At 39.0% G+C, this 20,684-nt stretch carries 21 protein-coding genes; 10 read left to right on the top strand and 11 right to left on the bottom strand.

The annotated features are described in order from the left end of the window. Window position 1: 1 nt before the first annotated feature. The 4 genes from B2906_RS17555 to B2906_RS17540 form a co-directional block, all read right to left on the bottom strand. Entirely contained in the window at window positions 2-1,138 is a 1,137-nt protein-coding gene (locus B2906_RS17555) for a DUF4221 family protein (protein WP_219957321.1), read from the bottom strand. 3 nt (window positions 1,139-1,141) lie between these two features. Beyond that, window positions 1,142-2,275, bottom strand: coding sequence for a DUF4221 family protein (locus tag B2906_RS17550; protein ID WP_219957320.1), 1,134 nt, complete (start codon window positions 2,273-2,275; stop codon window positions 1,142-1,144). 248 nt (window positions 2,276-2,523) lie between these two features. Continuing rightward, complete coding sequence (locus B2906_RS17545; protein WP_219957319.1) at window positions 2,524-2,988, bottom strand: TspO/MBR family protein; 465 nt, start codon at window positions 2,986-2,988, stop codon at window positions 2,524-2,526. Between the two features lie 2 nt (window positions 2,989-2,990). Further along, a complete protein-coding gene (locus tag B2906_RS17540) occupies window positions 2,991-3,293 on the bottom strand; it encodes a DUF4286 family protein (RefSeq protein ID WP_219957318.1) in 303 nt (100 codons plus the stop codon). A 105-nt stretch (window positions 3,294-3,398) separates the two neighbouring features. Here B2906_RS17540 and B2906_RS17535 point away from each other — a divergent pair, with 105 nt between their 5' ends. From B2906_RS17535 to B2906_RS17490, 10 genes are all read left to right on the top strand, one after another. Further along, window positions 3,399-4,064, top strand: coding sequence for a carotenoid biosynthesis protein (locus B2906_RS17535; protein WP_219957317.1), 666 nt, complete (start codon window positions 3,399-3,401; stop codon window positions 4,062-4,064). Between the two features lie 98 nt (window positions 4,065-4,162). Beyond that, window positions 4,163-4,609 carry a sterol desaturase family protein gene (locus tag B2906_RS17530; RefSeq protein WP_219957316.1) on the top strand — a complete coding sequence of 149 codons (447 nt, stop codon included), beginning with the start codon at window positions 4,163-4,165 and terminating at the stop codon, window positions 4,607-4,609. Next, window positions 4,606-5,502, top strand: a complete 897-nt coding sequence (locus B2906_RS17525) for a MerR family transcriptional regulator (protein WP_219957315.1) — start codon at window positions 4,606-4,608, stop codon at window positions 5,500-5,502. Before B2906_RS17530 ends, B2906_RS17525 begins: the two co-directional genes overlap by 4 nt. A gap of 206 nt (window positions 5,503-5,708) precedes the next feature. Beyond that, window positions 5,709-6,221 (top strand): RNA polymerase sigma factor, encoded by a 513-nt coding sequence (locus B2906_RS17520; RefSeq protein ID WP_091653757.1) that lies wholly within the window; start codon window positions 5,709-5,711, stop codon window positions 6,219-6,221. A 4-nt stretch (window positions 6,222-6,225) separates the two neighbouring features. Beyond that, on the top strand, window positions 6,226-7,707 hold the full coding sequence (locus B2906_RS17515; protein WP_219957314.1) for a phytoene desaturase family protein: 1,482 nt from the start codon (window positions 6,226-6,228) through the stop codon (window positions 7,705-7,707). 21 nt (window positions 7,708-7,728) lie between these two features. Continuing rightward, window positions 7,729-8,571: a phytoene/squalene synthase family protein gene (locus B2906_RS17510; RefSeq protein WP_219957313.1), complete on the top strand. Its 843-nt coding sequence runs from the start codon at window positions 7,729-7,731 to the stop codon at window positions 8,569-8,571. Next, entirely contained in the window at window positions 8,571-9,281 is a 711-nt protein-coding gene (locus tag B2906_RS17505) for a lycopene cyclase domain-containing protein (RefSeq protein WP_219957312.1), read from the top strand. Before B2906_RS17510 ends, B2906_RS17505 begins: the two co-directional genes overlap by 1 nt. Window positions 9,282-9,376: 95 nt before the next feature. Then, window positions 9,377-10,222, top strand: a complete 846-nt coding sequence (locus B2906_RS17500) for a 4-hydroxy-3-methylbut-2-enyl diphosphate reductase (protein ID WP_219957311.1) — start codon at window positions 9,377-9,379, stop codon at window positions 10,220-10,222. Between the two features lie 21 nt (window positions 10,223-10,243). Beyond that, window positions 10,244-10,954 carry a fatty acid desaturase gene (locus tag B2906_RS17495; protein WP_219957310.1) on the top strand — a complete coding sequence of 237 codons (711 nt, stop codon included), beginning with the start codon at window positions 10,244-10,246 and terminating at the stop codon, window positions 10,952-10,954. Window positions 10,955-11,036: 82 nt separating this feature from the next. Beyond that, window positions 11,037-13,439, top strand: coding sequence for a TonB-dependent receptor (locus tag B2906_RS17490; protein WP_219957309.1), 2,403 nt, complete (start codon window positions 11,037-11,039; stop codon window positions 13,437-13,439). Here the strand turns inward: B2906_RS17490 and B2906_RS17485 are convergent. The 7 genes from B2906_RS17485 to B2906_RS17455 form a co-directional block, all read right to left on the bottom strand. Then, window positions 13,436-13,888: a YdeI/OmpD-associated family protein gene (locus tag B2906_RS17485; RefSeq protein WP_219957308.1), complete on the bottom strand. Its 453-nt coding sequence runs from the start codon at window positions 13,886-13,888 to the stop codon at window positions 13,436-13,438. The two genes, B2906_RS17490 and B2906_RS17485, sit on opposite strands and share 4 nt — an antisense overlap. 98 nt (window positions 13,889-13,986) lie before the next feature. After that, window positions 13,987-14,436 carry an outer membrane insertion C- signal gene (locus B2906_RS17480; RefSeq protein WP_255590412.1) on the bottom strand — a complete coding sequence of 150 codons (450 nt, stop codon included), beginning with the start codon at window positions 14,434-14,436 and terminating at the stop codon, window positions 13,987-13,989. Between the two features lie 102 nt (window positions 14,437-14,538). After that, entirely contained in the window at window positions 14,539-15,507 is a 969-nt protein-coding gene (locus tag B2906_RS17475; protein ID WP_219957307.1) for a TolB family protein, read from the bottom strand. 34 nt (window positions 15,508-15,541) lie between these two features. Next, window positions 15,542-16,999, bottom strand: a complete 1,458-nt coding sequence (locus tag B2906_RS17470) for a pyridoxal phosphate-dependent decarboxylase family protein (protein WP_219957306.1) — start codon at window positions 16,997-16,999, stop codon at window positions 15,542-15,544. 56 nt (window positions 17,000-17,055) lie between these two features. Then, window positions 17,056-18,312 carry a DUF2254 domain-containing protein gene (locus B2906_RS17465; RefSeq protein WP_219957305.1) on the bottom strand — a complete coding sequence of 419 codons (1,257 nt, stop codon included), beginning with the start codon at window positions 18,310-18,312 and terminating at the stop codon, window positions 17,056-17,058. 295 nt (window positions 18,313-18,607) lie between these two features. Then, window positions 18,608-19,558 (bottom strand): hypothetical protein, encoded by a 951-nt coding sequence (locus tag B2906_RS17460; protein ID WP_219957304.1) that lies wholly within the window; start codon window positions 19,556-19,558, stop codon window positions 18,608-18,610. A gap of 284 nt (window positions 19,559-19,842) precedes the next feature. Next, entirely contained in the window at window positions 19,843-20,493 is a 651-nt protein-coding gene (locus B2906_RS17455) for a hypothetical protein (protein WP_286942036.1), read from the bottom strand. Window positions 20,494-20,684 lie beyond the last annotated feature (191 nt).

The raw sequence follows: 20,684 nt of genomic DNA, 5'->3' as shown, positions 1-20,684 counted from the left end.
ATCAATAGGTTAATGTCATTCTCACAAATCCAGGATCTTCATCTACTGGTCGATAACTGTAGAGCTTGCCCTCAAAGAAAAAGGCTCGTCCAAAGGGATAGGGCAAATCAACTATTTGTTCACCTAGTAATTGCAATTCCTCATCATAGGCAAATAAATAGACATCTTTCTTTTTTGGCTCGCCGGTTTCCAGTTTCCCATTGCTCTTTGATGCAAATCGGAAATACAGCTTTCTACCTGGATCCCAATATAATCCTGAAAATGTCGGCTGCTGATTGATTTCATCGCCTACTTCTCTTACTCTTTCCTGAGAGTCTACTTTTGAGGGAAAAGAGCCTGTCTTTTTTGCTGGAACTAGCTGATGATTGAAAGTTTTAAGTATCAAAGAATCCGTGGCAAAGTCATATAGATATAAGTCGGAAGTACTGCCGGAATATATGACAAGCTGATTGTTAACCTTTTGAATGGATATGAAATCTCCATAAGTAGTGCTTGAGTTTTCACTGCGGAATGACACTTGAAAATTTTTCGTGATTTCCAAAGCATGGAGAGGGATGAGTTCTCCAGTTTTTTGTTCCAAATTCATTTTGGCTATAAATGAACTGAAAAGTTCAGAAGGTTTATTAGGAGTAGAAAAGGCCAGTTTCTTATCTGGGCTGATAGTGAGATTGAAATAAAGTGCATTCAAATCCTCGTCCAAGCCTTGGAATTCCCCAGGCTGTATCTCCATTGTCTGGATTTTTTCTGCTTGCGCATTATAGATTCCCTGAATTCCATAGTGTGCCAACATGAATTCATTCTTTGGTAGGACATCGAAGTAATTGATAAAATTGGGAGCGCGGTTTGGCCCATCTTTTTCAAAGTAAATTCTGCGGACCAATTGGAGCTTTTGAAGGTTTATTTCATGCACCTCAGGTTCTTGGTTTAAGGCAAAGTAGACCGTTTGACCATCTTCACTTAGCCCAAACTGATAATACATCCCAGGATTGAAAATTTCCTCACCCACATCAACTACCACCGTATCTAGATTGATCTGGAGGTCTGCAAGGATATTATCGGATTTTTGGGACCCTTCTTCGGTATTTTCTCCGCAAGAAAAGAGTAGGATCAGGAAAATGACTAATGGAAATCTATTCATGGATTAGAAATTAAATTGAAATCTGACAAAGCCGGCCTCATCTCCCAAAGGCCAGTAGCTATAAAAAGCTCCTTTATAGAAATAGCCATGGTAAGGGGTTACCGTTAGTTCGGGTAAAAAAGCCTCACCGATTAAGTTGAACTCCTCATCATAGGCAAACAGGTAGCAGTCTGACTTTCGCTCATTTCCATCGGGAGAGACTCTGTAATTTTTGGTGCCAAATCGGAAATAAAGTTTTCTGATTTCATCCCAATAGAAATTATCAAAAGAAATCTGCTGCCGAATTTGATTCGCTACCTCCATCTGTTTTTCTCTGGAATCTACCTCATTGGGAAATGAACCGCTTTTTTGGTTTTCTACCAGTTGATGCTCAAAGGAGATCAATTCCAAAGAATCTTTCTTGTAGTCATATCTGTAGACTTGAGCTGTTGAGTTGCAGGTAACCAGCAGTTGCTGATTAATCAATTGTAATCCTACCATGTCGCCATAAAATGAGGCTCCATTTCCCTGGCGGAAAATCACTTGAAAACCTGTGACTAAATCAAAGGCTGGAAGTTTCAAAACCTTACCTTTCTCATTCACCATGTCAAATACCGCAAGGCCCAAGATGGGCTTTCCAAACTCTGCTGGTAAAGAGAAAAAGAAATTTTGTTCTGGGCTGGATTTCAAATAATTAGTGACCATAAAAGGACTCTCAGATTGGAAATCAATCATTTTTTGAAAATCCTGTTCAAATGATTTTAATTTTTTGCCTTCCAGATCAAAAACACTTGGAATCACCCCATCATAAATCATCAGTTGATCTTCAGGAAGGGCTTGAAATGAGGAAATCCACCCTTTGATGCCGTCAGGACCCTCACGCTGAAAGGGATGCCTCGCGAGCAACTTCATTTCTTTCAGCGAAATCTCAAATACCTCAAAGTCTGGTTCGTAGAAAGCGAAGACACGCTCACCGTCTAGGCTTAGGTCTTCGGAATATATTCCATCGGGAGCAAAAATTTCCTCCCCGGAATCGACAGTCAGGCTATCAATTTTGAGCTCCAATTTTTCCAAAATATTGGGAGTCTCTTTTTCGGAACTGTTCTGGCTGCATGAAAAAAAGCTCAGCAGCAAGAGCGCGGTAAAAATTTGTTTCATATAAAAATAATTAAAGATTTAAAACTAATCTTTATTTGCTAAAAACCTAGTGCACAAACGGAAAAAGCGTTGAAAAAAATATCTAATTGGCTACAATCATCACAGTGAGGATAAATCCTTTATTCAAAAAAGAAGGAAGACCGAAGACAGAAGACGGAAGGATCAAATTTCTGGTCCTTTAGGTTGAACCAGAGCCTTGCTTTCTATTAAAAAGGCTGATATACATAATATTAAAATAAACAAAAACCTCAATTCAGATACCAGATAGAAATATTGAGAAGAGTGGCGAAGCAAACCCAGAGAAAATAGGGAATCATTAACCTGGATGCCCAATGAGATATTTTCTTAAACTGGAGAATGCAAATAAAGACCAATACTCCCAAAGGTATGATGACCAACAAGCCTAATGCAGGAGACTCTGCTCCAAAAAATGCCGGGGACCAAATCGCGTTTAAAGCAAGCTGAATAAAATAAAGGCTCAATAAAAACCTCTTTTGAGGGTGATTGCTTTTCCAGATCAAATAGCAAACCCAACCCATCATCAGATACAAAGTCGTCCAAACGGGACCGAACAACCAAGGTGGAGGATTGAAAAAAGGCTTTTCCAAGGTTCCGTACCAGCTATCCACGCTACTGATGGTAAAATAAGCCCCGGTCAGCCCAGCGGCTTGAGGCAAAATGATGCTGATGATGAGTTTGAGCCAGTTGGGCATTTTTAAATGATTTCCAAAAGGGTTCGGAATGCCAGTGCTTTATCTTGGTAGCGTTCTTGCGTTTTGGCTCTCAAGGCAGGAGCATGCTTGGTTTCGTATTCCTGCATTTTGGCAAGGCTCTCGGTAAAATATTGCACTGCATAATTGGTGCTGCCATCATCCGCTCTTTGGATCAATCTCAATAATTTATGTTCAGTGAAAATACCAGTGGCCATTACTTCCGGAATATGGGTGTTTTTTAGCCATTGAATAAAGTCTTCTTCTATCTCGGGAGCAACATTGATGGTGACGTTGTATAGTATCATTTCGTAGTTTTGTAGGGATTTTCCTTTTTTTAATAACAAATTTGGAACATCAAAGTTAGGAATCCCAAACTTAAAACCTCAATTCTGCTCACCCAAGCACCGCTCATGCATAAAGTAGTCACTGAAAATAGCTCCGGGACCAATATAAAAGTAATCATTGCCATAGCGGTAATCATCATCCTTCACGGTGTTGGTTTGGTGGGGCTCAGCTTGCCTGAGTATAGAGATTGGTTTTTGAGTATGACTCCAGCTCAGCTTTTGACTTCTTTGGTGATCATTCTTCTATTTCACAGGGGCTGGTCTGATTCTTTTCCGATTTTTGCCACAGCTGTATTTTGGATAGGTTTTGGGGCAGAATTGATAGGAATTCACACTGGCTATTTATTTGGAGACTATGTATACGGTCCGACCTTGGGTCCTAAGCTTTGGGAGGTTCCTATTATAATAGGTGTCAATTGGTTTATTCTAGCATATCTCACCGGAGTTGCATTCCAGAAAATTCCCAATGATTATTACGCTGCATTTTTAGGCGCCACAGCGATGACCGCGATAGACTATATTTTAGAGCCGGTGGCAGTTTCATTGGATTTTTGGTACTGGAAATTTGACATCATTCCTGTAGGCAATTATTTGGGATGGTTTTTTATAGCCTACCTGATCCACCTGATTTTTAGAAAAGCAAAGTTTGAAAAGCAGAATCCTATTGCACTGCCTTTGCTTTTGACATTAATTTTATTCTTTACCATACTCAATTTTACCGTTGTGGAATGATTTATGACATGAATCATAAAATATTATTCCATAAAGCTGAAACAAAAGGTCAAATTGCAGCTTATAACAAAACAGTCACTTAATTAGTTGTTTTCGTGATGATTAAAGCTATAGGATTTATCGCACTGGGATTTATCGTAATGGAATTTTCCGGTTGGTTGATTCACAAGTACCTGATGCATGGTCCTCTTTGGATGATACATAAGACCCATCATCAGCCCTCTAAGTCTTTCTTTGAGTTGAACGATTTGTTTTCGTTGCTCTTTGGAAGTATTGCAGTAGTATTGATTTTCCTGGGATTGGAAAATCTTGATTATCGGTTTTGGATGGGAATCGGAATCAGTTTGTACGGAGTACTCTATTTCTTTTTGCATGATGTTTTGGTTCATCGCAGACTGAAATGGTTTGACCGACCCAAAAATGCTTTCCTAAAAGGAATCTTCAAGGCGCATAAAGCGCATCATAAAACCAATCAAAAGGAAGATGCTGTTTCCTTTGGATTGTTCGTAGTACCCAGAGAATATTTTAAACAGGAAGAAAAGTGAGCACTTATTCGATCAAAGATCTAGAGCAACTTTCAGGTATCAAAGCCCATACATTACGTATTTGGGAGCAGCGTTACAATTTGCTGAGCCCGAAAAGGACCGATACCAATATCCGTTATTATGATGATGCGGACCTGAAACTGATTTTGAATGTCGCTTTGTTGAATGACAATGGCTTCAAGATCAGTAAGATTGCATCTATGGAAGAAGGAGAAATTCGAACTGAAGTGATGAAACTGACGGAAAGATCTCTAACCCATGACGATCAAATCCACACATTAACTATCTGTATGATAGAAATGGATGAGGAGCGATTCGATAAGATTCTTTCTTCCAATATCCTTAAACTGGGCTTTGAGCAAACCATGCTCAACATCATCTATCCATTTATGTCTAAGATTGGAGTGCTATGGCAAACCGGAGCGATCAATCCCGCGCAGGAGCATTTCATTTCCAATCTGGTCAGACAGAAACTCATTGTAGCCATAGACGGTCAAGTGATTAATGGTGGAGGAAAGAAATTTTTACTCTTCCTACCAGAAGGAGAACTTCATGAAATCTCCTTGCTTTTCGCAGCTTACCTCATCAAAAGCATGGGACATAAGGTTATATACTTAGGACAAAGTACCCCTAATGATGATCTCCTTTCAGTTTATAAATTGCATAGACCTGATTATCTTTTAACTGTAATTACTACATCTCCGAGCTCAGAGTATGCACAAGACTATGTGGATGCTTTGTCAGAGCGTTTTCAGGAAGCAAAAATCTTGATCACAGGGTATCAAGTAATCGGTCAGGATTTAAAACTCCCAGCCAATGTGCAGCAACTTAATTACATCAGGGACATCAAAGTTATGCTGGAAGAGCTCGCAGAAGTGACTCAAGAGAAATAGTCTAAAGAATTTAACAATAAATTAAACAAAAGGCATTCTACCAAGAATGCCTTTTTTTGTCCATTTATATCCAAATTCGGCCACAAATCCCAAGAAAGAGCGGTCAGGAAATATTTTGTTTAATCTAACTGAAAAAAAATTCAACAAAAGCTTTGTATTTTGTTTAAGTATTCCTAAGTTTGATTAAACAAAAAGACAAAGCTACCATGACAACTCTAGAATTCAGTTACTCACTACACAAGCTTTCCAGCACACTGAAACCATTTGCACTGAAGTTAACCAGGGACATGGATGATGCAAATGATTTGTTACAAGACACTATGGTAAAGGCATTTACCAATAGAGATAAGTTTACAGAAGGTACCAACCTGAAAGCATGGTTGTATACCATTATGAAAAACACCTTCATTACCAACTATCAGCGAATGGTCAGAAGAGGCACATTCGTAGACACCACAGACAATCTTCATTACATCAATTCCAGCGATTCTCAGATTGAGAATGGCGTGTATGGAAACTTTGCGATGGAAGATATTTACACCGCAATCGACAAACTGGACGACGTATACAAGACTCCTTTTATGATGCACTACAGAGGATTCAAGTATCATGAAATTGCGGATAAGTTGCAGATTCCAATTGGAACTGTAAAGAATAGAATACATATTGCCAGAAAGCTGTTGAAAGATGATCTAGCAGTTTATAAGAATAAAAATTGATCCTATGAGTAAAAAGCATGTGGTGGTAATCGGTTCTGGCTTTGCAGGACTATCAGTAGCCACCCATCTGGCAGGAGAGAGTTGTTCAGTTACCCTTTTAGAAAAAAACGAAACCCCAGGAGGTCGAGCGAGAAAGTTTGAGCACCAGGGGTTTGTTTTTGATATGGGTCCCAGTTGGTATTGGATGCCGGATGTATTCGAGGATTATTTTGCCCGATTTGGGAAAAAGCCATCCGACTATTATGACCTGATTCGTTTGGATCCTTCTTATGCTGTCATTTATGGAGAGAAGGAAGTTCTGGATATTCCTGCCAATATGGATGAATTCAAAGCAATGTTGGATAGAATCGAACCAGGCGCAGGCAAGCAACTGGATTTATTTTTAGAGCAAGCAAAATACAAATACGAAGTAGGCATTCACGATTTGGTCAAAAGGCCAAGCAGGTCCTTATTGGAATTTGCCTCTCCGGGATTGCTAGTGGATATGGTGAAAATGGATATTTTCCAATCCATGTCTAAGCATGTTCGCAAGTTTTTTAAATCCGAACAGATTATTCGTTTGATGGAATTTCCTGTTCTCTTTTTAGGAGAAACAGCTAAAAATATTCCTGCTCTTTATTCCCTTATGAACTATGCAGATATCGCTTTGGGTACTTGGTATCCCAAAAAGGGAATGCATGAGATTATTCGAGGGATGGTTTCCCTGGCTGAAGAAAAAGGCGTTGAAATCCGTTATGGATCCGAAGTAGAAGAAATTGAGGTGGAAAAAGGCTTGGCAAAACGCGTTCGTCTAATTTCTGGAGAAAAAATTGAAGCGGATATTGTGATTGCCGGTGCAGATTATCATCACGTGGATAAGCATTTGCTCAATCCTAATTACAGCAATTATTCTGAGGAATACTGGGACAAAAGAGTTATGGCCCCTTCCAGTTTGTTATTTTACTTGGGAATTGATAAAAAACTGAAGAATCTGCGTCATCACAACCTGTTTTTCGATGAACCACTTGGTCCTCATGCAGACGCGATTTACAAAAATCCACGATGGCCGGAAAAGCCGCTTTTCTATGCTTCCGTCCCATCTATCACAGATCCTACAGTAGCTCCTAAAGGAAAAGAAAATATGTTTTTATTAATTCCTTTGGCGCCTGATTTGGAGGATTCTGAGGAAATGAGAGAAAAATATTACCACATCATCATGGACCGTCTGGAGAAAATCACGGGTCAGGATGTGCGCCCGCATGTGACTTATAAAAGATCTTATGCCCATTCGGATTTCAAGTCGGACTATCATGCCTTCAAAGGCAATGCTTATGGCTTAGCTAATACGCTTTTGCAAACTGCAATTTTGAAACCTTCTTTGAAAAACAAAAAAGTAAAGAATCTATATTATACTGGTCAGCTTACTGTGCCTGGACCGGGTGTTCCGCCATCCCTGATTTCTGGGCAGGTAGTGGCAAAAGAAGTGATCAAAGAAAACAATCTGTAAATAAATAGGTATATTATAGCAATGGATGCTAAAGCACTTTTTGACCAAACCACACTGGAATGTAGTCGACTGATCACTCAACGATACAGTACCAGCTTCACGCTGGGGATCAAAACTTTGGACAAAAAGTTTCATCTTCCTATTTATGCCATCTATGGTTTTGTTCGCTATGCCGATGAAATTGTGGATACTTTTCATGATCAGGATAAGGCGACTTTATTGGAGAGGTTTAAAAAAGATACCTATGAAGCCATTGATGCAAAAATCTCCCTCAATCCGGTTTTGCATGCATTTCAACTCATAGTTAATCAATATAAAATTGACCTGGACTTGATTGAGGCCTTCCTTCATAGCATGGAAATGGACTTGGATTTCAAAAAATATAATGATTCCAAATACAATGAATACATCTATGGCTCGGCAGAAGTTGTAGGCCTGATGTGTTTGAAAGTTTTCTGTGAGGGTAATCAGGAAATGTATGACCGACTGAAAGAGCCAGCATGTAAGCTGGGAGCCGCTTTCCAAAAGGTTAATTTCCTTCGGGATATCAAAAGTGATTTTGAAGAAAGAGGCAGGGTTTATTTTCCGGGTGTTGATTACAAGCTTTTCAATAGAGATATAAAAACTCAGATAGAGGAAGATATTCAGAAAGATTTTGATGACTCTCTAATTGGGATTGAACAATTGCCGGATGGTGCAAAATTAGGGGTGAAAGTGGCGTATCTCTATTACCAAAAGTTATTTGATAAAATCAAAGGTTTGCCTGCCGAAACTATTACACAGCAGAGAATCCGAATCCCTAATTCCAAGAAGATTTCTTTATTGGTAGGGACCTATTTTGGCACCAAACTGGGCATTAGTTAATGGAGCATTATTTGTATCTGGCGATCAATCTTTTTACCATTTCCTTTCCTTTGGTAAGGTCTTTTGAGCCTAAAATCAGGTACGCAACTAAATGGTACGCCCTTTTCCCAGCGATATTTTTCACTGGAGCGTTCTTTTTGATATGGGATCACTGGTTTACCGTAATGGGAGTATGGGAATTTAACCCCGATTATTTGGTAGGGATTTACTTCTTTCAATTGCCTTTGGAAGAGTGGCTGTTTTTCTTGACAGTTCCTTTTGCCTGTATATTTATCTATGAGGTACTGATTTATTTTTTCCCGAAGGATATTTTCCTGCCATTTGGAAAGCCTTTTGTCTATATCATGGTCCCATTTTTATTGGGTTTTGCAGTTTGGCACTTGGACAAATGGTACACTTCGGTCAATTTTTTCGTAGGAGCAATCGCTTTATTGGTTCATTTTCTAGTCTTTAATGATAAATATTTAGGGCGCTTCTTATTTGCCTATTTTGTTCATCTGATACCGTTTTTCCTGTGTAATGGAGTTCTGACCGGTGGATTGACAGAGGAGCCGGTGGTGATTTATAACAATGCCGAAAATTTAGGGATCCGAATTTGGACAGTTCCAATTGAGGATAGTATCTACTCGATGACGCTCTTGTTGATGAATGTGAGTATATTCGAAAGTATCAGAAGCCGAAAAACAATTCATTCCCTGAAAAGTTTATAGGCTATGAGTTCAGGCAGGTCAAAATTAATAAGTCTTAAGACGATAAATTTTCTGAAAAAACAGCTCGAGGACTAGTAAAACATAATCCAATTCAGATGAAAAATCTCCATGTAGAAATTGACAATCATTCTGGCTTTTGCTTCGGGGTGGTCTATGCTATCGAAATGGCAGAGGAGATTTTGGATGAGCAAGGCTATCTCTACTGCTTGGGAGATATCGTTCATAATGACGAAGAGGTCAATAGGCTTACCAGAAAAGGGTTGAAAATCATTGATCACTCGGAGTTGCATCAATTGAAGGATGAAAAAGTCCTCATTCGTGCGCATGGTGAGCCGCCTTCCACTTATGAATTGGCCATCAAAAATAATCTGACGCTTATAGATGCATCTTGTCCGGTTGTATTGAAGTTGCAAAACAGGATTAAAAATTCTTTCGACAAAGAAGAGACTATTTATATCTATGGAAAGCATGGTCATGCTGAAGTGATTGGATTGCTAGGTCAAACCAATAATAAGGCGGTAGTCTTTCAGGATATTTCCGAACTGGATATTCCTAGCCTTCCGAAAAACCTGACCCTTTACAGCCAGACTACCAAAAGCACGGATAAATTCTACGAGATCAATGAAATCTTAAGGCAAAATGGAATCACTGTTAACACCAATGACACTATTTGCCGTCAGGTTTCCAATAGGGATAAGGAGCTTCGTGACTTTGCTGATAAGTTTAACAAAATAGTTTTCGTCAGTGGCACCAAATCTTCCAATGGTAAGGTGCTATATAACGTTTGTAAAGAGAAAAACCCCAATACATTTTTTGTATCCAATCCAGATCAAATTGAGGAGAGCTGGTTTGAGCCCAATGAAACGGTAGGAATTTGTGGAGCCACATCCACTCCTATGTGGCTGATGGAGCAGGTAAGAGAAAGAATTCTTACCTTTTGAGTCGAAAAAAGGTCTAATTACATGCAGCTGAATCAGTATCGAATCACCCAAAAGGTAGATCCTAAAGGTCTATTGATCGCTTGGAGCATTATTTTGCTTTGGGCTATCTCTTTGGTTTTTTGGATACAGTTTGAAATATCTTGGACAAATCCACTCACCTATTTGGGTATTTTGATACAAATGCACCTTTATACAGGGCTTTTTATTACAGCTCATGATGCCATGCATGGGGTGGTCTCTTCGCACAAGCAAATCAACCATGCCACAGGATGGATCGCAGCTATTCTGTTTTCCTATAATTTTTATTGGAAGCTTTTTCCCAAACACCATCAGCATCATAGGCATGTGGCTACAGATGAAGACCCTGATTATCATGCCTCCGGTAATTTTCTGATTTGGTATCTCTCTTTCATTCGCCAATATGTGAGTATTTGGCAGATATTGTTGATGGCGGTTAGTTTTAATGTTTTAAAGCTATGGCTCCCTACCGAAAATCTGATTGTCTTCTGGATGCTTCCCGCGATTCTGTCCACTTTGCAACTGTTTTATTTCGGCACATACCTGCCTCATAGAGGTGAAAGCGACAATGCCCATCACTCCCGGTCTCAGGCTAAAAATCATGTTTGGGCATTTTTGAGCTGTTACTTCTTTGGCTACCACTTTGAGCATCATGACTCGCCAGGTACTCCATGGTGGAGGCTTTGGAGAGAAAAAGAAAAACAAACTGCTTAAAACCCTTGATTTAGGTCAAATTTTCGGGTATTTCTGAAACTTTCACTTCAGGAATTGATTTTTAAAGTATTCCAACCTGATTATGAAAAAGTATCTCGCGGCACTGATTTGTTTGCTGCTAAGCCTGCCTGTTTTTTCTCAAGGAGTTTTAAAAGGTAAAATCATCAATCCCGTCAATAATCAGCCTGTGGCTTTTGCCAATGTTTTGATCTTGAATACAGAATTGGGAGCCATCAGTGATGAGAATGGAAACTATCAAATCGGTAATATTCCTCCGGGTCTATATAATGTAAGAGCCAGTTTTGTAGGCTTTAAAACTTCCACCAAATACGAGGTTCAAATTACGCAGGCAAAGCCGGTACAAATGGATTTTGAATTACTTGAAGATGCTTCTGAGCTGAATGAAGTAATAGTAAACTCGGAGTTTTCAAGGTCTGAAGAAACTCCGCTATCAGTTCGCAAGCTCAATTCCAATGAAATAGAAAGGTATCCCGGGGGCAACAGAGATATTAGCCGGGTTATCCAGGCTTTGCCGGGAGTGGCCAGTACACCGAGTTTTAGAAATGATATTTTGATTCGGGGTGGCGCACCCAACGAGAATAGATTTTTCATTGATGAAATCGAAGTACCTGTGATTAATCACTTTTCGACTCAGGGTTCTTCAGGAGGTCCGGTTGGGATACTCAACGTCAACCTGATCAAGAATGTGGATTTGATAGCAGGAGGATTTCCTGCTAATAGAATGAATGCTTTAAGCTCTTTCTTTGAAGTTCAATTGAAAGAAGGAAGAAGAGACCAAATGTTTACTCAGCTGACTGTGGGAGCCTCCGAACTGACACTCTCCAATGAAGGACCTTTGGGAGAAAAGACCACCTATTTGCTATCGGCGAGAAGATCTTATTTACAGGGCTTATTTCGACTGTTGGGCTTGCCATTTTTACCCACTTTTAATGACTTCCAAGTCAAGACTACCACCAAACTGAACGAGAAAACAGAATTAACCTTTCTGGCTGTAGGAGCGATTGACAAATTTGTTCTCAATGAAAATATCCCAGAAAATGAAACTCAGGAGGAAAGAGAAAATCGATTGTATTTACTGGGCGTACTTCCAATTCAGGAGCAGTGGAACTATGCCACCGGATTGAAATTAAAGCGTTTTCGGGAAAACGGATTCTGGACTTTTGTGTTGAGCAGGAATATGCTGAACAACCGTTCCTTTAAGTACGCCAATAATGATACGAGCTCAGAGGCCAATCTTTTATTTGATTATTTAAGCCAGGAATCCGAAAATAAATTTCGGGCTGAAAACAGCATCTTTGGAGCGGGCTATACTCTGAAGTATGGAGTGAATTACGAATATGCCCGCTATTTCATTGATAATTTTGATAGGGCAACTCTGTCTGGATCAGGGCAGGTGATCGACATTAATTCCACCTCCAACTTCAGCTCTTATGGAGCCTTCATTTCCGGAAGCAAGTATTTCAATGGTGAGCGCTTGTTACTTACAGGTGGGCTAAGAATGGATGGCTCTGATTTTGGAAGTACAGCCACAAACCCTCTCAACCAAATTAGTCCACGGGTATCTGTTTCTTACCAATTAAAGCCAAATTTATTTGCCACTGCGAATGCGGGCATTTATTATCAAAAACCACCCTACACTGTTTTAGGCTTTCGAAACAATGAAGGCGTCTTGGTTAACCAGGAAAATGATTTGCAGTTCATTAGGAGCAGTCAATTGATCGGTGGGATTGAATTTTTGGTTCCTGAAAAAAATAGGCGCTTTACGGCTGAGGCATTTTATAAAAAGTATGATAATTATCCCTCCTCTATTCGAAATGGTATAGCCTTAGGCAATTTGGGAGCTGACTTCGGAGTAATAGGAAACGAACCTGTCAATTCAAATGCTGAAGGGAGAGCTTATGGAATTGAGTTTTTGGCGCAGCAGCGACTTTTCAAGGATTTCTATGGAATAGCTGCTTTGACATTAGTTAGAAGTGAATTCACCAATCCTAATACAGAAGGCTTTGTTCCATCTTCTTGGGATAATAGGTTTATCGTGAGCTTAACGGCAGGAAAGCGATTCAAGAATAATTGGGAGTTAGGCGCAAGATGGAGATTCTTGGGAGGTACTCCTTATACTCCATTTGATGTACAGGAATCGGCTTTGATTTCAAATTGGGATGTGAGAAACTCAGGGGTCTTGGACTATAGCCGAATTAATGGAGAACGATTGCCAGCATTTCATCAATTGGATTTGAGGCTGGATAAGAAGTATTTTTTCAAAAACTGGAATCTCAACTGGTACGTGGATATCCAAAATGCCTATAATTTTCAGGCCTTACAGGCTCCTATTCTGGTGCCTGAACGAGATAGTTCTGGCCAAAAAGTAGTAAATCCCAATGACCCTAGCCGCTATCAATTGCGTTTGATAGAAAATACTGCGGGTAATGTGTTGCCGACAATCGGGATCATTGTGGAGTTTTAGTGCAATTCTTCCAATAATTTGACGATTCTGTTCGCTTTCTCATCTTCTGAATTTGCGCTGTAAATAAAGCTAATCCACTCTTCTTTTTCTTCTACAGGCAATAGATCGAAAAGCTTAAGCTTTCCTGGGTCATCGCGTAGGCAATCCAAGAGTTCAGGAGGAGCACTATCTGGTAAAGCCTGTCTGTATAGTTTCAAGTGGACAGAGTCACCAGCTTCTTTTTTGATTTTTTTTCGAATTTGCTTCGCCAGTGGTAAAAAAAGCCTGCCATCTCCTACAGGCATCAGGTGTTTGTTCTCAAATTGATATTCGTCGATGCTTCCAGAGACTTTCAGCATACCAAAAGGGTTTTTGGCAGTGATATTTTCCTTTGGGAAAGGAATATAGGTCCATCCTGCTTTTCCTGAGAAACGCTCCAAATAGAAATCACCTTCCAGAATCAGTTCCATCTTCGTATCTGTTTAAACAGAAAAAAGGCAATAATCTCAGTCAGTCGGCATAAAAAAAGCCGGGCGATGACCCAGCTATAAGTTACGTAATAATTAGATTAATTTAATCTCCAACGAATATTTAATCCAAAGCCACCGGCATCAAATGTGGTGTTTTCTATCAAAATAAAATAGGGTCTCCAATCAAGGCCCACAATTAGTGGAATATCGGGGAATTCATATTCTGCACCGATTTCACCTGCAGCTCCAAGCTTAAAAGGGTCACCCAAAAATAAGGAGGGGCCAAATCCCAAATAGTAATTAAACTCTGAATCAGAGATAGGGCGATAGATTGGGTTCCAAAGCAAATCAATCCCTGCTCCTCCGCCTCCGAAGCTTAAGTCACCATGGACTCTACTAAACTCGCCCAAAGCAAAAACCGCGTCTAATGCTACGTTATTCCCATTTACATTACCGAAACGTAGACCCACTTCCTGAGCTTGGCTTTCAAGAGCCGCAAAAAAGCCCAGAAAAAGAACGAGTGAACTGATTTTTAAAAACTTCATCATGATAGTATTTGGTTTAATTTTAGAATAGGCCAAAGCCAATCCTCTTAAGCACCAAAATTAGGCCAATATTTCCTGCTTTTGTCCCAAAATTAGGGACTGCTCTTAGTTTTTTTGCACGAATACGGGTGCTAATTGAGTTTTGAAAGCAGGATCGGATATGTCTTGGAATTCTTTTGTCTCCCAATTCATGAGAATCAGTTTATATCCTTTGGAGGCACTATCTGGCTCGGACTGCTCAAAAGTCAAGAGTTTCCCATCAGGACTCCAGGAGTGATAAACTTCGCGGTTTTCAGAGGGAAAAAGTTTCCAGCTCTCTCCCCCTTCTGGTCTAACTCCGAAAATTGAAGTGGTATTTCCTCTTGAACTGGCATAACTGATGAAATTTTCAGTGGGATGCCACTTGAGTGCTCCAGCTTTATAACCATATTTTTCAGCTGCAGGGTCGTTTGCGGGAAATTTGGTTAGTTGTTTTTCCCCACTACCATTTCTATTTATTAGAAAAACCTCAGGAAAAATTCCCTTTTCTTGGACTTTTGGACTTTTTACATAAGCTACCTGTTTACCGTCGGGAGAAAAAACCGGGTCTTGGAATTTGAAGGCAGTATCATGTATGAATGGTGTATAATTTCCGGTTTTGAGATCAATCAGGTAGAGTTGATAGCGGTTTTCCGTTCTCCCTGATACGATCATGGTTTGGGTTGTTGGGTCCAAATCCATCCAACTGTCCTCTAACCTGAGATTTGAAAATTTTTGAATATTTTTTCCTTCACTATCCATTTGATAGAGAAAAAAGTGTCGATAAGCAGTGTCTCTATCACTGATAAAATAGATAGTAGGTCCATGGGCAAAATAGGTCCATGCTACATCAGGATGATTGATAATATTGGTAGAATGATGGGTACTATCCTCGGGGTCCATGATCCGTATTTCCCAATTATCTTCGACAACTGAGTCAGGTTCGTAAGTATTAAAGGCGATTAGGTAGCCAGGTTCTGGGGTGAGGGTCTCAGGGCTATTTTTGCAGGAAAACAGAAATAAGCCTAAAAGGGCGAAGTAAAGTGCTGATTTCATGATGCGTAGGGTTTATGGAATTTACCCAAAATTTCTACGCAATCACAATTTGATTCCCGATTCTAAGTACTTCCCGAACCAACAGGTCCATGTCTTCCATTTGGGTTCTCTGGTTTACATTGGCAACCCGCAGGGTGTATTTCCCATTGAGAATGGTACTGCTTGGCGATGCAATGCCTTCCTCCTGAAGCCTCAGTAATATTTCCCGGTTTAGATCTTTTAATTGCTCTTCAGAAAGTCCTGGCTTGATCATTCGAAAACAAGTAATACTCATTGAGACTGGCGCCATCAATTCCAATTCTGGATTTTGATTGACCAAATCTGCCAAATATTCTGCCTGACGATTATTTTGAGCTATCATGGCAGCATATTTTTCTTTGCCGTGCTCTTTGAGAGACATCCAAATCTTCAGTGCTTTAAAGCCTCTAGAAAGTTCAAAACCATAATTATTGATGGAGTCTAAGCCGCCGGAAAGGCCTCGGGATTCCTGCAATAAATAGTTGGGAGTGATTGCAAAAGCCTCTCGATGCTTCTTTGCATCCCGAATCAAAGTACAGCCTACTTCATAGGGAACATATAACCATTTGTGAAGATCGAAGGCAACTGAATCTGCTTCTTCTATGGCTTTTAATCGAGAAGCATATACGGGATCTAGTTTTGCCAAGGCTCCATAGGCTCCATCTACGTGAAACCAAAGGCCATAAGTTTTTGAAATCTTCAACAGCTCATCTAGCGGATCAATAGCGCCTGTATTGACAGTGCCTGAGGTTCCTACTATGGCAAAAGGTAGAAGCCCCGCCTTTTTATCTGAAATGATTTGTTGCTCCAACTCCTGCACATTCATCTCATATCGCTTATTTACAGAAATTTTTCGAACTGAATCTGTTCCCAAACCAATGATTTCTGCTGCCTTTTGAATACAGGAATGTGTCTCTACAGAGCAATAAATAATTAACTGAGCTGAAGCAGCCTTAAGCCCTTTTTGACGTATTTTTTCAGAGCCGAAAGAGTTTCTTGCCACTGTGAGAGCGGTGATGTTAGCCATGGACCCACCACTGACCAAGATTCCGGAGGCTTCCTGTGGATAATTCATCAATTCTTTACACCAGTTGACCACTTGCCTGTCCACATACATAGCAGAATGCTCTCCAATGGTGGTATTAGGATTCATTCCTGAGGCCAACAAATCAGCTAAAACTCCCATGGGAGTTCCTGTTCCCTGAATCCATGCAAAAAATCGAGGATGCACATTTCCTTTATTGTAGGGAAATATAAACTCTTTGAATTCCTTATAAACTTCCTCTGGACTTTGCCCTTTTTCAGGAATTGGCTTTTCAAATTGGTCCTTCACCTCTTCGGGAATGGGCTTCCATATTTTTTGATCCCGAATTGATTGCCAATAATCAAATAGATCATCGATCATTTGATGGCCAAGCTGTCTCATTTTATCCCAGTTTTCTGGGTCTAAGGTCAGGTTTTTATTTTCAGGCATTTGAGGGAATTTAAAAGGGGTAATTTTCACTTATTCTCAGAAATAGTAAAACTAGATTAAGATTTCTGATGGGCAAAGAATAAGGATTTCTCTTTCAGCCTTTCAATATCATGTTGATTCGAAATTGCCTTTTCAGCTCTTTCAAAGGCTGTTTTAGAATGAAGAATAGCCAATTCCTGGGCTTCTTGATTTCCAATATTCCATAGAGTAGAAAAGGATTTTTGAAGCCAGATCATGACCTCTACAGTTCCTGCCCCATCTCTGGCAATTGGGCGAAAAGCATCCTCAAACATATCAGAAAGAGAAAGTGGAGGAACTTCTATCCTATCATAAATCACTGACTTTGACTCTTGATCTTCTTTAGAAAACCATTCACAAAATAAACGAGTGTGACTTTTGATGATGGCAATGGCGGTTCCCGGATCATTGATTCCCGGAGAAAGAGCTCTGCTTCCAATTTCACTTAAAGCGATCAACCCAAAACGAGGATCATCCAAAAATGATCTTTCTGACCCGATTTCAAAGCAGTTAATCAATTTTTCTGATTCTACTTCTTCCTTATGTTTTTGTTGAAAATAAGCCAAAGGTTGATCAGGAGTACAGAAAGATCCCGGTAGGCAATTAATGATTACATCGACATCGAATTCTTTAGTAAACTCATTTACCTGATCCATATGTATATGGGTAATATGGCCGATGAATTTTGAAAAAACTGGAGTTCCTTTTTTACTTGACTTTAATGGCTTCGCACCGAGGTATGGTCTCTGCTTTCTTTCTAGAAAGGAGTCTTTGGTTGCTTTTTCTACTTTCTGTATGGTTTGGCCCATTCTGCCTAATTTAGAAATACTGTCTACCCATCTTAAAAAGGTTAAAATAACGATGGCGAAAACAATTAGGGTTAGAATAAAAAGTGTAAAATTTCCTGCTTTCCCGAAGTAGTCATTTTTGAATGCTACAGTGGCAATGATGCTATAAATAAATGAGCCAATGAATATAGAAAGGGCATTTTGCGAAACGTCGTCGGAAACAATTAAGGGGAAGGATCTAGGTGTCGCACTACTGCTGGCTGCAGAAAAGGCGGATAGCATGGACCCCACCGCAAAAATGGCTATAACCAGCATGCTTGCAGAAATTGTATTTAACAGAACTTCGATGGAGTCCTCTTCAATTTCAGGGACCATATCATCCAAAAAACTGTTGTCTGCTATATGAGCCAAAAAAGCAGATCCAACTGAAATAATGCAAAAAAGTAGAGGTTTAAACCATAGTCTTTCTTGAAGCAAACTGTAGTAATACCGGATATTTTTTTTCATAGATGTGTCAAAGAGACTAAGTTAGTGAACTTATAAAAGATTTGAATTTATCGGTTTTGGGCGGGTTCTGTTGAATTTTAAAAAATAATATTCGAATTGGTTCTTATGTTGAAAGTAGAAAAATAGACGAATTGTTAAAAAGAAATAGAAATAGACTGCCCTTAAACCATTAAATGTCACTTGAACCATCCAATATCCTTGAAGAAATAAAAGTTTATTGGACTTTTAAACACCCTTTTCTGAGTTGAACATATAAAAATTTTAGAGGCAGTCTCTTTATTAGAAATTTATTTGATTAATAAATAGTAAACATTTTCAATAATTTTTTTTCGGAAGCATTGGGGACCTCAGATATGAGTACATAATCGCCCGGAGTTAGAGCAGCTGTAAAATATCCCATTGTCAAAGGTGGCATATCGTTTACTCCTCCTAAGAAAACAATTCCTTCTGGCGCCGGATCAATCAATCCTTTAGGGTCCATCCAATTCATCCATTTTTCAAGGCTATCCAGATTGGCATTTTCATTGAGTTTTACAAGATTTACATCATGGCCTACCACATTTTCATAAACTTTTTGGTCCTGAAAATATACTCCGAATGTCTGTGTGCCTGCAGTAATAGAATCATTTAAGACAATTCCATTTTCGCTTGAGATATTAATTGGAATAAAGTTTTCTGGAGGTATAATTCCTGAAGTATCCTGAGATACTACTAAGGGTTCTAGCATTCCCATGGTGGTATGAAACTCGCCATTTTCCATTTTAACATAGCATTCGATCAAGTAATATCCTGGTTCAAGTTTTATAGTAGTTTCAGCAGTGTTTTCTGGTGAAACTAAGCCTGATCCTCCAACAAATTCCACCGCACCATACCATTCTGGAAGTTTTCCAAACTCTGCCAAAGCTTCATCCATTTTTCCTTCATTCAATAGCCTCATGCCATTAGCAAATGGAGGAAGAACCTCCAATTTAGCATCTGCAATAGTCTTTCCTTCAGGATATTTTTCTACTAGAAAGAAATGTGTTTGATCAGATTTATTGATATAGTGAAATTTGTTCCATCCTTGAGAAATAGTGTCGGGAAGTTGAAAATCCATGTTTTCAGTTATTATTTCTACTATGGGATTCTCTTCAATTACTTCCGTTTTTTCTTCTTTTTGATTATTACAAGAAAGCAGACTTATTAACAAAAGAAGTGTAACTCCTATAGACAAGGTTTTATCTGAATCATTGAATTGATTTTGCATGGTTTTGAAAGTTTAGTTAAAGAATTACAAGGTGTGAACGATAAATTTTCGTTGCTGAAAAAGGACGCCTTGTACCTAGAATTAAGCTACTTATAATACAAAAAATTGACTTGGATTTCAAGTCCCTTACTTTTGGACTCAATAAAAACACTTAAAGATAATGGAAATGGGGTTTTGAAATAGATGTAAAAATCGAATAAAAACTGAAGAAGCCTAAGATCGTTTTTCGAGAAAAAACTAGCATTTCAAAAAAAATAATACGTAAATCAAAGTAAAAGGAGTCTTTATTTTTTAACCATTTTCAGATGTCCATTCAAAGATTGAAGCCTTTCTTGAGTTGCTTCGTAACCATTTATCTTTTGCTGTAATAGAGCTTCGTATCCTATAACTATATTTTCAAATACAGGCTCTTGTAAATTTTCTGAATTAATTGGACTCAAATCATTCAATCGGTAATTCTGAAGCAGAAAGGGCGTTAGATACTTATCAACATAATCCTCTAATACCTTTTCAAGCCTAGAGGTGGTCTTGAAGGAGTCATAAGTGATAATTAAGTTTTTTCGTAACTCCATATCAGTGATTAGGTCAAATTCCCCTGATGCGGAAATATTATCCATGGTTGTAGTAATTGGAGTAAAGTTTGCCATAGATATCATGCTTCCTATTAAAATTTTGATGTCTTGGTCATTGTAATTTTTGGAAAGCAATGGGCCTTTGATGTTTTCTATTTCCTGCATGACCAATTTTGAATGCTCCAACGCTTCCTTAAGATTATTCTCATTGATAATCGATTCTTCATTGAAACTTATAAGGTAACTTTTTTCCTCTGTAGCCGCTTTTCTTGATTCGTTCCAAGTATTTAATTTAAAGGCTATTGTTATCCCAATAACTACAATCAAGAAATCTAAGAATTTGGATTTCCAATCGATTTGCATTTTTCTAGATCGGTTTTCCAATTTTAAGTACCCCCAAACACTTTCAAAAAATTTCATTTAGAAGATAACTTAGGTGATAAAATTATATTTTCCTTAAGGAGCTGATATGAGTTTACTTTGAAACCTAATTTACAATTTTGTTTCAAAATATTCCTGAATTGCTTGGCTTCTGTTCCTAACCGCTTAAATAA

The sequence above is a fragment of the Algoriphagus sp. UBA3586 genome (assembly GCF_002376385.1).
Taxonomy (GTDB): Bacteria; Bacteroidota; Bacteroidia; order Cytophagales; family Cyclobacteriaceae; genus Algoriphagus; species Algoriphagus ornithinivorans.
The sequence above is the reverse complement of the archived record's forward strand: the minus strand, read 5'-3'. Positions and strand labels throughout refer to the sequence as shown.

Excerpts from the sequence above, each read along its gene's own strand:
- B2906_RS17475 (WP_219957307.1), bottom strand. The coding sequence starts at position 15,507 with ATGAAATCAGCACTTTACTTCGCCCTTTTAGGCTTATTTCTGTTTTCC.
- B2906_RS17550 (WP_219957320.1), bottom strand. The coding sequence starts at position 2,275 with ATGAAACAAATTTTTACCGCGCTCTTGCTGCTGAGCTTTTTTTCATGC.
- B2906_RS17465 (WP_219957305.1), bottom strand. The coding sequence starts at position 18,312 with ATGAAAAAAAATATCCGGTATTACTACAGTTTGCTTCAAGAAAGACTA.
- B2906_RS17520 (WP_091653757.1), top strand. The coding sequence starts at position 5,709 with ATGACAACTCTAGAATTCAGTTACTCACTACACAAGCTTTCCAGCACA.
- B2906_RS17495 (WP_219957310.1), top strand. The coding sequence starts at position 10,244 with ATGCAGCTGAATCAGTATCGAATCACCCAAAAGGTAGATCCTAAAGGT.
- B2906_RS17460 (WP_219957304.1), bottom strand. The coding sequence starts at position 19,558 with ATGCAAAATCAATTCAATGATTCAGATAAAACCTTGTCTATAGGAGTT.
- B2906_RS17455 (WP_286942036.1), bottom strand. The coding sequence starts at position 20,493 with ATGCAAATCGATTGGAAATCCAAATTCTTAGATTTCTTGATTGTAGTT.
- B2906_RS17530 (WP_219957316.1), top strand. The coding sequence starts at position 4,163 with ATGATTAAAGCTATAGGATTTATCGCACTGGGATTTATCGTAATGGAA.
- B2906_RS17545 (WP_219957319.1), bottom strand. The coding sequence starts at position 2,988 with ATGCCCAACTGGCTCAAACTCATCATCAGCATCATTTTGCCTCAAGCC.
- B2906_RS17555 (WP_219957321.1), bottom strand. The coding sequence starts at position 1,138 with ATGAATAGATTTCCATTAGTCATTTTCCTGATCCTACTCTTTTCTTGC.
- B2906_RS17480 (WP_255590412.1), bottom strand. The coding sequence starts at position 14,436 with ATGATGAAGTTTTTAAAAATCAGTTCACTCGTTCTTTTTCTGGGCTTT.
- B2906_RS17540 (WP_219957318.1), bottom strand. The coding sequence starts at position 3,293 with ATGATACTATACAACGTCACCATCAATGTTGCTCCCGAGATAGAAGAA.
- B2906_RS17505 (WP_219957312.1), top strand. The coding sequence starts at position 8,571 with ATGGAGCATTATTTGTATCTGGCGATCAATCTTTTTACCATTTCCTTT.
- B2906_RS17535 (WP_219957317.1), top strand. The coding sequence starts at position 3,399 with ATGCATAAAGTAGTCACTGAAAATAGCTCCGGGACCAATATAAAAGTA.
- B2906_RS17500 (WP_219957311.1), top strand. The coding sequence starts at position 9,377 with ATGAAAAATCTCCATGTAGAAATTGACAATCATTCTGGCTTTTGCTTC.
- B2906_RS17515 (WP_219957314.1), top strand. The coding sequence starts at position 6,226 with ATGAGTAAAAAGCATGTGGTGGTAATCGGTTCTGGCTTTGCAGGACTA.
- B2906_RS17490 (WP_219957309.1), top strand. The coding sequence starts at position 11,037 with ATGAAAAAGTATCTCGCGGCACTGATTTGTTTGCTGCTAAGCCTGCCT.
- B2906_RS17470 (WP_219957306.1), bottom strand. The coding sequence starts at position 16,999 with ATGCCTGAAAATAAAAACCTGACCTTAGACCCAGAAAACTGGGATAAA.
- B2906_RS17510 (WP_219957313.1), top strand. The coding sequence starts at position 7,729 with ATGGATGCTAAAGCACTTTTTGACCAAACCACACTGGAATGTAGTCGA.
- B2906_RS17485 (WP_219957308.1), bottom strand. The coding sequence starts at position 13,888 with ATGGAACTGATTCTGGAAGGTGATTTCTATTTGGAGCGTTTCTCAGGA.